At 61.4% G+C, this 13,041-nt stretch carries 11 protein-coding genes; 4 read left to right on the forward strand and 7 right to left on the reverse strand.

Annotated elements, in window-relative coordinates; all coding sequences use genetic code 11:
* Positions 1 to 274: hypothetical protein (locus tag Q0I65_RS09130; protein WP_296062745.1), on the forward strand; the 274-nt coding region annotated here is incomplete at its 5' end.
* Between the two features lie 438 nt (positions 275 to 712).
* Here Q0I65_RS09130 and Q0I65_RS09135 read toward each other — a convergent pair.
* Entirely contained in the window at positions 713 to 1,879 is a 1,167-nt protein-coding gene (locus Q0I65_RS09135) for a toxic anion resistance protein (protein WP_296062748.1), read from the reverse strand.
* Positions 1,880 to 1,940: 61 nt separating this feature from the next.
* On the reverse strand, positions 1,941 to 3,092 hold the full coding sequence (locus Q0I65_RS09140; RefSeq protein WP_296062750.1) for a 5-bromo-4-chloroindolyl phosphate hydrolysis family protein: 1,152 nt from the start codon (positions 3,090 to 3,092) through the stop codon (positions 1,941 to 1,943).
* Positions 3,093 to 3,318: 226 nt separating this feature from the next.
* On the opposite strand from Q0I65_RS09140, the gene Q0I65_RS09145 reads away from it, so the two are divergent.
* The gene (locus Q0I65_RS09145; protein ID WP_296062752.1) at positions 3,319 to 4,623 is read left to right on the forward strand and encodes an amidohydrolase family protein; all 1,305 of its coding nucleotides are present in this window, start codon (positions 3,319 to 3,321) and stop codon (positions 4,621 to 4,623) included.
* 131 nt (positions 4,624 to 4,754) lie between these two features.
* Here Q0I65_RS09145 and Q0I65_RS09150 read toward each other — a convergent pair whose 3' ends face one another.
* From Q0I65_RS09150 to Q0I65_RS09170, 5 genes are all read right to left on the reverse strand, one after another.
* The gene (locus Q0I65_RS09150) at positions 4,755 to 5,510 is read right to left on the reverse strand and encodes a hypothetical protein (protein WP_296062754.1); all 756 of its coding nucleotides are present in this window, start codon (positions 5,508 to 5,510) and stop codon (positions 4,755 to 4,757) included.
* Between the two features lie 38 nt (positions 5,511 to 5,548).
* Positions 5,549 to 6,418 carry a DUF4405 domain-containing protein gene (locus Q0I65_RS09155; RefSeq protein WP_296062755.1) on the reverse strand — a complete coding sequence of 290 codons (870 nt, stop codon included), beginning with the start codon at positions 6,416 to 6,418 and terminating at the stop codon, positions 5,549 to 5,551.
* A 36-nt stretch (positions 6,419 to 6,454) separates the two neighbouring features.
* Positions 6,455 to 7,171 (reverse strand): molecular chaperone TorD family protein, encoded by a 717-nt coding sequence (locus tag Q0I65_RS09160; protein WP_296062756.1) that lies wholly within the window; start codon positions 7,169 to 7,171, stop codon positions 6,455 to 6,457.
* Between the two features lie 97 nt (positions 7,172 to 7,268).
* A complete protein-coding gene (locus Q0I65_RS09165; protein WP_296062758.1) occupies positions 7,269 to 7,976 on the reverse strand; it encodes a 4Fe-4S dicluster domain-containing protein in 708 nt (235 codons plus the stop codon).
* The gene (locus tag Q0I65_RS09170; protein WP_296062760.1) at positions 7,976 to 10,567 is read right to left on the reverse strand and encodes a molybdopterin-dependent oxidoreductase; all 2,592 of its coding nucleotides are present in this window, start codon (positions 10,565 to 10,567) and stop codon (positions 7,976 to 7,978) included. Before Q0I65_RS09170 ends, Q0I65_RS09165 begins: the two co-directional genes overlap by 1 nt.
* A gap of 323 nt (positions 10,568 to 10,890) precedes the next feature.
* Here Q0I65_RS09170 and Q0I65_RS09175 point away from each other — a divergent pair, with 323 nt between their 5' ends.
* Together Q0I65_RS09175 and Q0I65_RS09180 are read left to right on the forward strand one after the other, a co-directional pair.
* The gene (locus Q0I65_RS09175; protein WP_296062762.1) at positions 10,891 to 11,700 is read left to right on the forward strand and encodes an MIP/aquaporin family protein; all 810 of its coding nucleotides are present in this window, start codon (positions 10,891 to 10,893) and stop codon (positions 11,698 to 11,700) included.
* An 81-nt stretch (positions 11,701 to 11,781) separates the two neighbouring features.
* Positions 11,782 to 12,795, forward strand: coding sequence for a methyltransferase domain-containing protein (locus Q0I65_RS09180; protein ID WP_296062764.1), 1,014 nt, complete (start codon positions 11,782 to 11,784; stop codon positions 12,793 to 12,795).
* Positions 12,796 to 13,041: the final 246 nt, after the last annotated feature.

Below are 13,041 nucleotides of genomic sequence, written 5' to 3' on the forward strand. Positions count from 1 at the left end.
TATCCTCGTCTGTATACAATGCAGCCTCCGCTCCGACCGGTTCGACCGGTCCAACTTTTTGCCGCAGTTCCGATATGTGAGCCGTTCGGAGGCAGAAGAAGCCATCGGCGGGCTCACCGGGCGCATTTCCGCAGGTCAGAAACTTCATCACAAAGTTTTCCGTCTGCAACTCCTCACATATCGACCGATTTTGTCCACGGCAAGCCAAAATCGAGAAAGAACACCCGATTCGAATCGGCCGTTCTTGCCGGCTATGCTATTCGACTGGTTGTAGATTGCAAGCGCAAGCGGGTAATACCGGGCATTCGTGTCCTGCGGGCACCCGCCTCTGTCGCTGCTCTCGTTGACGAATATGCCCAGATTTCGTGCCAAAGACGCCCATGAATAGAATAAAAGCCGGGGTACAAGTTCCTGGCACTTAGAGGCTGCGACCTAAATGTCAACACCTGACCATATTAGGTATGGTGTTGCCATTTAGACTCCTCGAACAGCGGCACAAAGTTGCTGGCGATAATCCTTATCGCCCGATCGAGATCACGCTCCTGCCGACGTCGGCAGCACAGCGGATTTCGACTGCTATGCAACGATTTCCCGCAAGCAAGCTTCCTGCTGTCAGCAAGCTTCTTGACGAAGAGGCGCGGGGAACACGCGCTACCCGCGCCCCCGCGCATTTTTGCGTTACGCGCCCGCACCCCCTCGCATAGCCCTGACGTTACACGCGCGGGATCTCGAGCATCTTCTGCTTGAGCTCGGCCTCCATCTCGCGCATCGCCGCCTCGGCCTCGGCGCGCTTCTGGCGGCCTTCCGCCTGAATCTGCATGACCTCGTCGAAGGTCTTGATGAGCGTCTCGTTGGTGTTCTTGAGCGTTTCGATGTCGACGATGCCGCGCTCGGACTCGCGGGCAATCTCGACAGTCGAGGTGTGCAGCATCTCCGCGTTCTTCTTGAGCAGGTCGTTCGTCATGTTCGTGACAGCGCTCTGCGCGCGGGCGGCCTCAGCCTCGTTCGCAATGCCGAGCGCGAGCACCATCTGGCTTTTCCACAGCGGAATGGTGTTCACGATGGTGGTCTGGATCTTCTCGACGAGCGTGATCTCGTTGTTCTGCACGAGGCGGATCTGCGGCGCCGTCTGCATGGCGATGGTGCGGGTGAGGTCCAGATCGCCAAGCTTTTTCTCGAAGCGCGTGCACATGGCCTCGAGGTCCTGCGCAGCCTGGGCGTCCTCAGCGCGACCGGTGGCGCGGGCATGCTCGACAAGCTCGACGAGCTCGCCCTCGCGAACCTGAGCGAGCTTCTTTTTGCCCGCGAGCAAATACATCGTGAGCTCTTTGAAGTACGTGAGGTTCAGCTCGTACATCTTGTCGAGCGTCGCCGCATCCTTCACGAGCGTCATCTGGTGGTCTTTCAGCTGGTCAACGATCTTGTTGACGTTCGCTTCAGCCTTGTCGTAGCGCGTGCGAAGCGACTGCACCTTGTCGACGCCGCGCTTGAAGAAGCCGAACAGCCCCTTCTCCTCGGTAGCATTGAACCCGCGCAGCTCGTTGACGACGCCGGTGATAAGGTCGCCCACCTCGCCCAAATCGTTTGTGCGCACCCGCTCGAGCGCCGACTCGGAGAAATCGGCCATCTTCTTCTGCGCGCCGGCGCCGTACTGCATGATGGCGGCCGAGTCGCGCACATTGATCTGCTCGGAGAACGATTCAACCATCTTCTTCTCGTCATCGGAGAGCATGGAGTCGTCGAGGGCGAGGTCGCCTTCGTTTTTCGCCAGCTTCTCCACCGGCTGGGCGGAAAGAACAGGAGCGGGCGCATCGTCGAGCTCGGGAGTAAGCGTAAGCGTGAGCTCGGGCGTTGCCTTCGATTCGGTGCTGTTTTCCATGACGATACCTTTCTTCGGTTCCTTACGGGCGCATGCTCGCCCGTTTTCGGTAGAGGTTTGGCTATCGGGCCTTGTCAAACGGGCTTTCGGTGAGACCCTCCTGCGCGAGCACGGTGCGGAGCACCGTGATGTCTGACGACACATCGGTCGCCACGTCGCGGAAAAGCGAGTCGAGCAGCTTCTCAAACGCGACGCTCAAGCTATCGAGCGCTTTCTCTATCTCGCGCTTCGAGTCGACAATGTTGTCGCTTTGGATCGGCTGGGAATCAAGCTCGCGGTAGGTCTCGAGCAGCTTCACCGTGGTGGGCAGGTAGTAGTCGAGAAGCCTGTCCAGATCGTCGATGAGCTCGGGGTTCTCGGCAGCGGCGTCGAGAATGGCCGTGACCACATGCTCGATCCGGTCGAGCGTGCGCGAAATCTCCTCATCGGGAATAGCCTCGTTGCCCTCGCGGATAAGCGCGATAAACGCCTTTCCGCGGTCTAAGAGCTGCTGCTGCTCGGCGGTGAGCGGGGCGCTTTCCTTAGAGCCGGCGGATTGCACGAGCGCCTGCTGGCGTTCAGCACGGCGCGCCTCGGCAAGCTCGCGCTCGTGGCTCTCGCTGGCTTCGGGGGTCATGAGGAGCAGGCCCGAGGCCTCATCGAGCGTCGCCTGCTTGAACATGCCCTTCGCAAGCATCTTCCTCACGTTCTTCTGCACGTCCGCGACGCTCTCGGAGCCCCGCTGCGCAAGCTCTTTCACGCTGCACGACTCGCGCAGGCCGATGACGTTGCGGTAACGATCGAAGGCACCCGCGAGACGAATCTTTCGAGTACCCGCGAACACGAGCGCGCTGCCGAGCACGGCGCCTACGGCGATGAACGGCACGGCAGCCGCAAGCTTGATGAGGAGCATGATAAGCCCTATGGCGGCAAGCGGGATTCCGACGGCGACGCCTGCGACTACAAGCGCTATGCCGCCGCCGCGCTGGGTCGTGGCGCTCGCATAGCGCAGGTTCATGAGCTCCTCTTTGCGCTTTCGTTCCTGAATGAGCGCGTATTGCTCCTGACCTCGACGGATGCCATCAGACGCCTGCGCGATCCCGCGGCCGATGCTCTCAGCGGCGGCGCCGGCAACACGCTCGATGGTCGACTGAAGGTCGCTGAAATCGCTCGACTTCACGGCGTTTTGCGCAGCATTTGCAACTTGATCGGCCATGTTATCTGAAGAAGCCATCGGGCTGCCTTTCCGTGAATCAATATATCGCCTCGATTGTAACCGAACGCACGTGCTGAAAGGAGCCAAAGGGCGCGCCGTAAACCCTTTTTTACCAAGTCGTAGGAAACGAAACGACGGGCGCGAGCAAGCGTGAGCGCAATATTCAACAAATGGGGTGTAATTCGAGACCTCGCACGATACAATAGGTGAAACCTCAAGCAGCCGCGCTCTTAAGGAGAATCCCATGGCCTACGTTTTCACCCACGCAACCGTCCTCGACGGCACCGCCGACATGGAGCCGCGCCCCAACACCACCGTCGTCGTGGACGACGAGGGCCGAATTGTGGCGATCGGTGCTGCGGAAGAAATCGTGCCGCCTGTAGACGCTCAAGAAATCGACCTTAAGGGAGCTTACCTTGCGCCCGGCCTTGTGAACCTGCACGTGCACCTTTGCGGCTCGGGCAAGCCGACGAGCGCAGGTGCTGCGGGCGACCTTATCGACAAGGTGGTGGGAAACCCGATCGGCATGTGGTACCTGCGGCGCATCATCAAAAAGCATGCGCAGCAGCAGCTTGCGAGCGGCGTGACTACCGTGCGCTCGGTGGGCGACCCGGGCTTTGCCGACGTGGACGTGCGCGACGCAATCAACGCCGGGAAGTACCCCGGGCCGCGCCTGCTCACCTCAGGCGTCGGCGTCACCGTCCCGAACGGCCATGGCGCGGGGCTGTTCGCCCATATCGCTAAGACCCCCGAGCAGGCGCGCGAGATCGTCCGCGACTGCTTCGCGCGCAAATGCGACCTCGTGAAGCTGTTCATCACCGGAGGCGTCTTCGATGCGGAGAAGGAAGGCGAGCCGGGCGTTTTGCGCATGTCGCCCGAGATCGCAGCGGCGGCGGTCGACGAGGCGCACAAGCTCGACATGGCGACCGCCGCCCACATTGAAAGCGCGGAAGGAGTGCGCGTGGGGCTTGAAGCGGGCGTCGATACCATCGAGCACGGCGCGGACCTCACACCCGAGCTCATCGCGCTGTTCAAGGAAAACGGTGTCGGCAGAAAGTCGTCGCTCACCTGCACGGTCTCGCCTGCGCTTCCCTTCGTCGAGCTCGACCCCGAAAAGACCCACTCGACCGAAATCCAGAAGATCAACGGCAACATCGTCTACAAGGGAATCGTCCACGCGGCGCAGGCGGCACTCAAAGCGGGCATCCCCGTGGGGCTCGGCACCGACTCGGCATGCCCCTACGTCACGCACTACGACATGTGGCGCGAGGTCGTGTACTTCGAGCGCATCGTCGGCGCCCCGCGCAAGCTCACATTCCACACCGCCACGCTCGGCAATGCGCGCATCTTAGGGCTGGGCGAGGAAACGGGGTCGATCGAAGTGGGCAAGGCCGCCGACATCATCGTGCTCGACGAGAACCCGCTCGACAACTTGGAGGCGTTGCGCCAGGTGAAGATGGTCATGGCACGCGGCAAGCTTGTCTCGGGGCTTTCGGCGAAGCACCTGCCCGAACTCGACCGCGAGCTCAACACGTTCCTGCCTCGCTAAGGCGCGACGATTGCGCGCCCGACGACGAGGGAAAGCGCTTTGCCGCCAGATTCCAGAGCCAAGCGCAAACGGGAAGGGGAGGCCTGGGCACCAAAGCCTGAGCCTCCCCTTAGCATCTTGCGCCTCGGATGTTAATCCTCGCTCGAATCCTCGTGGCTGACCTCGAGCGGATCGTCTTCGATGTCCATGCCCTGCGTGTCGTCGGTCGTCACCCGCGTCTGCCCGTTTTCCTCGGTCGCGGCTTTCGCACCATCAGTCGAGGTGCTCGCGTCAGCGGACTGCTGCTCGTCTGTCGCCTTCAAGTCCTCCTCGAGCTTTTCCAAGCGGCGCTTCTCTTCCTCTTCCTCGGCCTTGTCGCGCGCGGCGGCGGTGGGATCCTCCAAGTTATAGTAATACGTCTGCAAATCGAGCGTGGAAACCATGCGGTTCGCGGTTTTGCCCTGATAGGTGACGTATCCGATCTTGCCGTTGAGAAGAAGCGTTGCCGCGCCGAACTCCTCTAAATCAAGGTGGTGCAGCACGCTCACGCCGCCGTCTCCGAAAACCACCTTCAGGTCGATGACGTACGCGCCCTCGTTGCTCGCCTGCCGGGGAATGTAGACGATGGCATCCTCGCCGTCTTTCAAGTGCGCCTCCGAGCTCATGAGGTTCGCCGAGAAGGAATCGTTGCCGGGAAGCTTCACCGCCATGCTCACGACCGACTTCCCCGAGCTGTTCGAGAGCGAAAGCGCATAGACGTCGCCGCTGTTCTCGCCGATCTCGAGGGTCTGGGGCTTCGTCTGGGCAGCCGGTTCCTCATTCGCGCAACCGATGAAAGCGAACGAGAGAAGAACGCAGAGCGCGAGCGCGGCGAATCGGCGCATGGTGGGCAGGAAAACGTGTTGCATGGGAATCCTTTGCGCGAACGGGTTTGACGATAGTAAGGCTACGAAGCGATGAGCCCCGCGAGATAGGGCTTGTCGCATTGCGGGTCGGAAAGCGGGCAGTGCTTGCGGCACAGGGGGCACAGCGCCTCGGCGTCGCCTTCCGAAGAGCCGGCTTCTCCGTCCCCGGCGTCGGCCTGGACTTTTGCGGGCTGGGCATCGGCGGATGCACTCGACGACGATGCCGAGGCCAGGCCCTCGGACGCGCCCGAGGTCGAGGGCGACCCTTCGCCTTGGGGCGTGCTCGCACTCGAGGCCTGGCTGCCCGACGCAGGTTGAGACGTCGAGCCCTCCCGTGAGCCTTCACCGTCCGCATTCTCGCCCAACCCTGCGAACAGCTCAAGCGAGTTGAATCCGACGACACCGAGCGCCACGATGCCGGCGCAGGAGATTGCCTTCACCCCCAAGCCGATCGCCTTGCGCTTGCTCGGGTCGAAGGGGATGTTCAGGTGCTTTAAGATACTCACCCAGTGCATCGCGAGGTGCACGACGGCGAGGATGCACAGCAGAAACGCGCTCACCTTGTGAACGGCAAGCCACATGCTGCTCATGACCTTGGGAGCAAGCCCCACCTGATAGAGCAGCCGGCTGATCGGCACCGAGCTGACTGCGAGCAGCGCAACCGTGACACCAAGCAGCACCGCAACGACGAACAGCGCGAGCTGGCCCCCTTTCACCTGCGCGTTCTCGACCAGCCGCGCGACCGTCTTCATCCACCAGAACGAGTTCACGATATGCGCGACGACGGCGATCAGAAACACGACGCCTATAATCTCGTGCGCGATGACGCCGGTGAGCTGCGCGAGCATCGATGCGATGAGCAGTATGGTGAGGGCGCCGTCGAGCGCCATGCGAGCAGATCGACCCTTCATTACCTTCCTCGGTCCGTTGTTCGAAACATGTCGACTCTACACCGACGCCAACGTGAAATCGACGAGAGCGGGGTAGAAGGCGTATTCGGTGTAGGTATGGACTTTCTCGGAGAACTCAGCGCTCCAACTGTCGAGGAACTCCTGCTTGAAATCCTCGTAGGCGAGCGCCATATCCCTGCTGCCCGTTTGCTCGAAGGCGCGCGCGAGAAGCGACATGAATACGAGCAGGTAGCGGATATGGTCGGGCATGTCGTGCTCGTCGGACTTGATTTCCAGTCCGAACTGGGCGTAGAGGTCCTCCACCGCGACGGCGGTCGGCCCGAAGATCTGGTCGGCGCCGTCGAGGTAGTAGGAGGCATAGGGCGGGGCGTACATCTTGAACGAGCCGATGAACAGGCGCGTGTAGTCGAGTTGCGAAAGGTGAGCGCCCACAACCGTCTCCGTCGATTTCTCGTAAGCGCAAAACGCGTCCTCGAGGCCGCAGAGGGCATCTTCGTATCTCGTAAGCGCCGCATCCTGCCTCATGCGCGCAAGCTCTGCGCTTACGGAATCGCCGCTTTCGGGATAGTCCCACAGGCGGGCGAGCCCTTCGAGAAGCGCTGCGGGCGCAACGTGGGGAAGGGGGCGCGCTGCGTAGGCGTCCTCGTCCTCAGCCTCGGGTGCGCTTGCGGGCGCTTGGCACTCCACGGCAAGGCGCGCGGCTTCCTCGGGCGCCTCGTCGATGAGCTCGTCTGCTGCGATGTCGTTGCTCATGGGTGTCGTCTCTCCTGTGTCTGCTCGCCGATTTCGCGCAAAGAAGGCAAGGGCGAAATGCGCCCCTGCCTCCTCATGGTACGTGCAATGATACGTCTTACCAGGTCTTGTGGAACTCGCGCATGTAGTACACGGCGGGCTCGGTGCCCTCTTCGGGCAGAAGGGTGTCCATCTTGTAGGACTGCATCAGGTCGTAGAGCGTGGAGTCGTACACGTTCTCCACGTCGCCGAACACGCGAGCACCCGCAGGGCAGGCGTCCACGCAGTAGGGATTGTCCCCGTTGTAGACGAGCTGCTTGCACATCTGGCACTTGAGCGGCGCGCCAACTTCCACCATCGGCAGGTCGTAGTCGTCCAAGATGGGGTCATGGCACGGGTATGCCGCGCCGATGGCCTCTTTGAGCTCGGCGCCCGAGGGCGTGCACCCCTCGATCGCAGGCTCGACGGCGGCGATGTCGGACGCCGCGGTGTTCTCCGGCGCCGGCGTGATCTGCCCGTAGGGGCACGCCGTCGCGCACAGGCCGCAGCGGATGCACTTGTCGTAGTCGACCACCGTCAGCCCGTACTCGTCCTTGTGCATAGCTCCCGTCGCACACGCCTCGACGCACGGCGCGTTCGTGCAATGGTTGCACATCGTGATCTTGTAGGAGTACTTCGTCTTCGGGAACTTGCCCGTCGTGGAAGCGATATGGTGGGTGAGAAACACCCCGGTCGGCACCTCGTTGTGCATCTTGCACGCGATCTCGCACGCGGCGCAGCCAACGCATTTGTGCTGGTCGATGATCATGATATAGCGCGTCTTCATTACGCTCCCACCTTCTTAATGCTCACGCGTGTCAGGCCGCCATGACGCGCGGTCGATCCGCTCAAGCGCTCCCAGTCGCAGGGGAGGATGTCGTTGTTGTTGCCGCCGCGGGGCTTGAAGTTCTTGAAGTCGGCGGCCGCAACATGACCGAAGGCCCAGTGCCCCTGGCCGTACGCCTTGATGACGACGCCCGGGCGCGTGCCCTCCCACGCCTTCGCGTGGACGGTGATGGAGCCCTGTGGGGAGGTCACTTCGACGGTGTCGCCGGTCTTAAGGCCCAGATCCTCCATGTCGGACGGGTTGATCTTGATGACGTCGTCCCAGGCCACATCACCAGGGTCGGTGTCCTTGAACTCCTGATACCCCACGCAGTTCGCACTTCGCCCTTCCAGGTTCAGGCGCGCGCGGTGCTCCTCGAAGATGTAGGGGTAGGTCTTCTCGTCGCCGTAGCGCACAGGCGTCTCGTAGTGCGGCACGAAGGCCAAGCCGTCGCGCGCCTCGAAGCCCATGGACTCCACAACGGAGTTCACGTCGCACTTGTACTGGGTCGCCACCTGCTCGAGCAGGGTCTTCAAGCTCTCGGAGAAGAACTCGAACTTGCCGGTGTCGTGCCCTAAGCTGCCCCAATGCTTCTTGTAGCCCATCTTCTTGGAGTTGAAGCACCCCTTCGAGCAGAAGTTGCGCCAGCTGCCGAGGTCGGTGCCCTGCTTGGCGTTTTTGCCGTTCCAGGCGGGCGCCGTCATGATCTTCACCGCGATCTCGGCGAACTCGGCCGCGTTGGTGGGGCAGTTGCCCGTCTCGGGGTCGCAGAAGGCCTTCGAGTAGTAGTTGTAGATGTTCGAGAAGCCGCGCTCCTTGAGCTTCACGGCGAGCTCCCATGCGATTTCCGTCTCGTCGGCCTTGGTGTCCCACAAGGGCGTGATCACAGGCTGCTGCACCGAGATGTAGCTGTAGAGGCCCTGGCTTGCCTTCATGAAGCCCCAGCGCTCGAACATGTAGTGCTTCGCCGGCAAGAGGATGTCAGCGAACATGGCGGACTCCGACGGCATCGTCGTGATGTTCACGTAGAACGGCACCTTCGCGTACGCCTTTTCGAAGCGCTGCGCGCCGGTGGAGCTGAAGCAGTAGTTGCACCAGTAGCTGATGAGCATCTTGATCTCATAGCTGCCGTCCTCGTAGTGCCCGTCTTCCTGCAAGATGACGTCGGCAAGCCGGCTCGACGTCTCGTTGGAATGGATCGCCTTGCCGTTATAGTTCAGAAAGTCCTTGCGGATGCGCCCGTCGATCGCCTTCATCTTGGCGGCCTTGCGGGCGTTGCCGTCGCGGAAGTGGTTGTGGTCGGGAAGGCTTGCCGTCGAGGCCGACGCGCTTCTGAACACGCCGCCCTTCGTCTCGATGGAGCCGACCAAACCGTTGAGCGCGTTCGCCGCCATGGCGCCGTACACGCCACGGACCTGCATGTTCGTACCCGGCGACTGCCATGAGCAGCTCGCGTCACCGTACTTGCCGAACTGCGTGGCAACCTCGGTAATATCCTTCGCCTCGATGCCGCAGATGTCGGCAGCCCACTCGGGGGTGGCGTCCTTGAGCGCTAGGTTCCACCAACGCACAAGGCCGTAGCCCTGGTTGTACTCGAACTTGGACTCGTCGACGGTCTCGCCGGCCTTGAACAGGTTCGTCTTGTTGTTGTAGTTGTCGGTGAGCTCGTAGTTCCACGGCCCCTGCTTGAAGTCGCCCACGAACTTCTTGCTCCAAAGACCCTTCGTCAGGATGACGTGCGCGATCGCACAGGCCAGCGCGCCGTCGGTGCCGGGGATGATCGGCAGCCACTTGTCTGCCTTCGCGGCGGTCGCGGACAGGCGCGGGTCGATCACGTAAATCTTCGCGCCGTCCATGACCTTGCCCCACACGCTCGATGCCCAGCCGGACATGCGATTCGACGAGATGGGGTCGGTCGACCACATAAGGAAGCACTTCGTGTTGGTAAGGTCGTAGTTGTGGTACGAGAAGGTACCTTCGGTCGCCCAGTTCGCCATCTTCTCGGCTTCGGCGCAGATGTCGCCGTGACCGAAGTAGTTCGGGGTGCCGAACAGGATGTTGAACTTCTTGTAGAGGACGTCGCCGACACCGGTGGAGCGGCCCTTTTGGAAGGCGAGCTTCTTCGTTTCGCCATTCTTCTTGAGCTCCATGAGCTTGTCGGCGATGGTGTCTAACGCCTCGTCCCAGCTGATCGGCACGAAACCCGGGTCGACGCCGCGCCCCTTCTCGGGGTTGGTGCGCTTCATCGGGGTCTTGATGCGGTCGGGGTCGTAGACTTGCTGGATCGCGAGATGCGGCTTCGGGCAGATTTTGCCGCCCGTCGCCGTGCAATTCCAATTGCCCGTGATGCGGAGGATACGCTTGTTCTGCGTATACACCTTCACGGGGCAGGAGGCAGTGCACCCTTGGCAGGTGGTTGCGGTCCACTTGCCGGTTTGGTTCGGCTTGTGGGACTCATCGGCTACGGCGGTAAACGGCGTCACCCCCGTCGCGGCCACCGCAGCCAACCCCAAGGCGCTCGCCTTGAGGAATGAGCGTCTGTTAATGTTCACTTCTTTTTACCCTCTCTCTAGGGCCTCGATTCACTGCAAATAGTTGCAACAGCATCGTTTCCCCTGCTACTGCTGTCATTTGAGGGATTCGGCAGTAGAAAACGAGAGAATGCGTATGAAATTATAGCGATGTTTTGGTAAAAGTCACGTAAAGTCAAGCAGATATTCGACGAGGTGCAATAGTTACATTCGTCCCCGAATATTTTCAAGAACTTACTTGACTGTGTCTAATAATATCATCACAATACACGCCCGAGGGATTGCGCCCCGATAGGGCGTTGCTGTCGGAATTCAATTCGAATAGGACGAAAGAGAAGAAACTCATGAAATTCGCAAGGCAATTCACCGGTGAGCTCATCGGTACCTTCCTTATGTGCTTCCTCGGTATCGGCGCGGTCGCCGTGGCAACGCTGTTCGGTGCGCTTACCGGCCCCGGCCAGGTCGGACTCGTGTGGGGCCTCGCCATCGCAATCGGCATCTACGTGACGCGCAACCTCTCCGACGCGCACTTCAACCCGGCAGTCTCCATCTCGATGATCCTCGCCGGCAAGATGAAGGTTCGCGATCTTCCCGCCTACCTGCTCGGCCAGTGCGCCGGCGCCTTCCTCGCTGCGGGCGCGCTGTGGGTCATGTTCGGCGATTCTGTTGCGAAGAACCTCTCCAACAACGGCCTCACCATGTCCACCAATTCCATCGGCAGCGCTGCCACCATCTGGTGCGAAGTGTTCCCGAACACCGCGAACGGCACCGTGCCCATGATGGTCGGCGCCTTCGCCGAGGGCTTCGGCGTCTTCATTCTCTGCCTTGTCATCCTGAGCCTGACCTCCGACGAGAACAAGGGCAAGCCGAGCGCGCTCATCGCTCCGCTGTTCATCGGCCTCACCATCACCGTGCTCATCAACGTCATCGGCCCGCTGACCGACGCTGGCCTGAACCCTGCCCGCGACATCATGCCGCGCCTGTGGGCCGCATGCGTAGGTTGGGGCTCCATCTGCTTCGGCAACAACATCATGGACACCATTTGCGTATACGTCGTCGGCCCGTTCGTGGGCGGTATCGTCGCTGCACTTGCGTATCGCTACATCTTGAAGCCGATGCACCTCAAGAAGGACGAGGAGAAGCTCGAGGCATAAGCCCAAGCTCGATCACGGCCGCAGCGGAGAGCTCGATTCCGCTGCGGCTTTTCGCATATTTGCTGACGTAAGGAGAAGAAAATGAACGAGATCATGCAGACGATCCTCGACTACTACGCGGAGAAAAAACTCAGTGACATCATTTCCATCGAGGGCCTTGAGCCTTCCGCTGAAGCAGCCGAGGCGCTCGCGCTTTTGCCCGAGCACATGCGCGAGAGCAAGATGCTTCCGGGCTACCCGTTCCCGCCGATGCTCGACGGCTGCACCGTGGTGGTGCTCGGCGCCCGCGACGGCCGCGACGCCTTCGTCGCCTCGAAGCTTGTGGGGGAGTCTGGCAAGGTCATCGCCATCGAGGGCTGCGCGCACGGCGTGGAGAAGGCCAACGAGGCGAAAGAGCAGATTGCACACGCGTTCGGATTTGCGAAGTCGAACGTTCATTTCGTGAACGCGACCATCGAGGACCTCTCCGCGGCGGGCATCGCCGATGAGTCGGTCGACGTCGTCATCGCCAACTGCGCCGTGTCGCATAGCCCCTTTAAGCTCAAGGTGCTCTCGGAAGTGTATCGCGTGTTGAAGGAGGGCGGCGAGTTCTACGAGTTCGACGTGTTCTGCAACCGCCGCCTCGACCCCGAGCAGAAGGCCGATCCGGCCATCGCGGGCGGGCTTTTGGCGGAAACAGGCTATGACCAGGACTTCCGCCGCACCATGCGCAAAGCGGGCTGGGAGGACTTCCGTCACATGAGCTTTCATGCGGTCGAGGTGACCGACGAGGCGGCTGCGAAGGCGGCAGGCGAGGGAACCACCTACGAAGGACGCTATGTTCGTGCGGTAAAAAGCCAGGTCATCGAAGATCTCTGCGAGCAATACGGCCAGTACGCCACCTACGACGGCAAGATCGCCGGCTGCCCGGACTACTTCGACCTCGACGACCATCACCGCTTCTTCACCGATGAGCCGATGAGCGTGTGCAGCAACTCTTGCAGCATGGTCGCCGACACCCGCTACGGCGCGCACTTCAAGGTCGACGGCAACCTGCGCCACCACTACGGCGCCTTCGGCAAGTGCGGCAACGTCGAGCGCATCGTCGAGGAATAACGGGAATACTCTCGTTTTCCGAAAGCCCCTTGCAGCCCCCTTCCCCCCATTGCTGCAAGGGGCTCTTTCGCGTTTCCTCGAGCCCTCTCAGCGAGACGCTTTCCGCCTCCGGCATGCCACGTCCTGCGCCCGCAGCCCCCGTGGCCGAGCGCCCGTTACGCCCCGTAAACAAAACACACGCGGGCGGGGAGATACCTGCTATCATGCCCAAAGGCTCCCATTGTGGGGCCTTTCTTGATGGACTTC

The organism is uncultured Ellagibacter sp. (assembly GCF_934643285.1).
In the GTDB taxonomy this organism is placed as follows: domain Bacteria; phylum Actinomycetota; class Coriobacteriia; order Coriobacteriales; family Eggerthellaceae; genus Ellagibacter.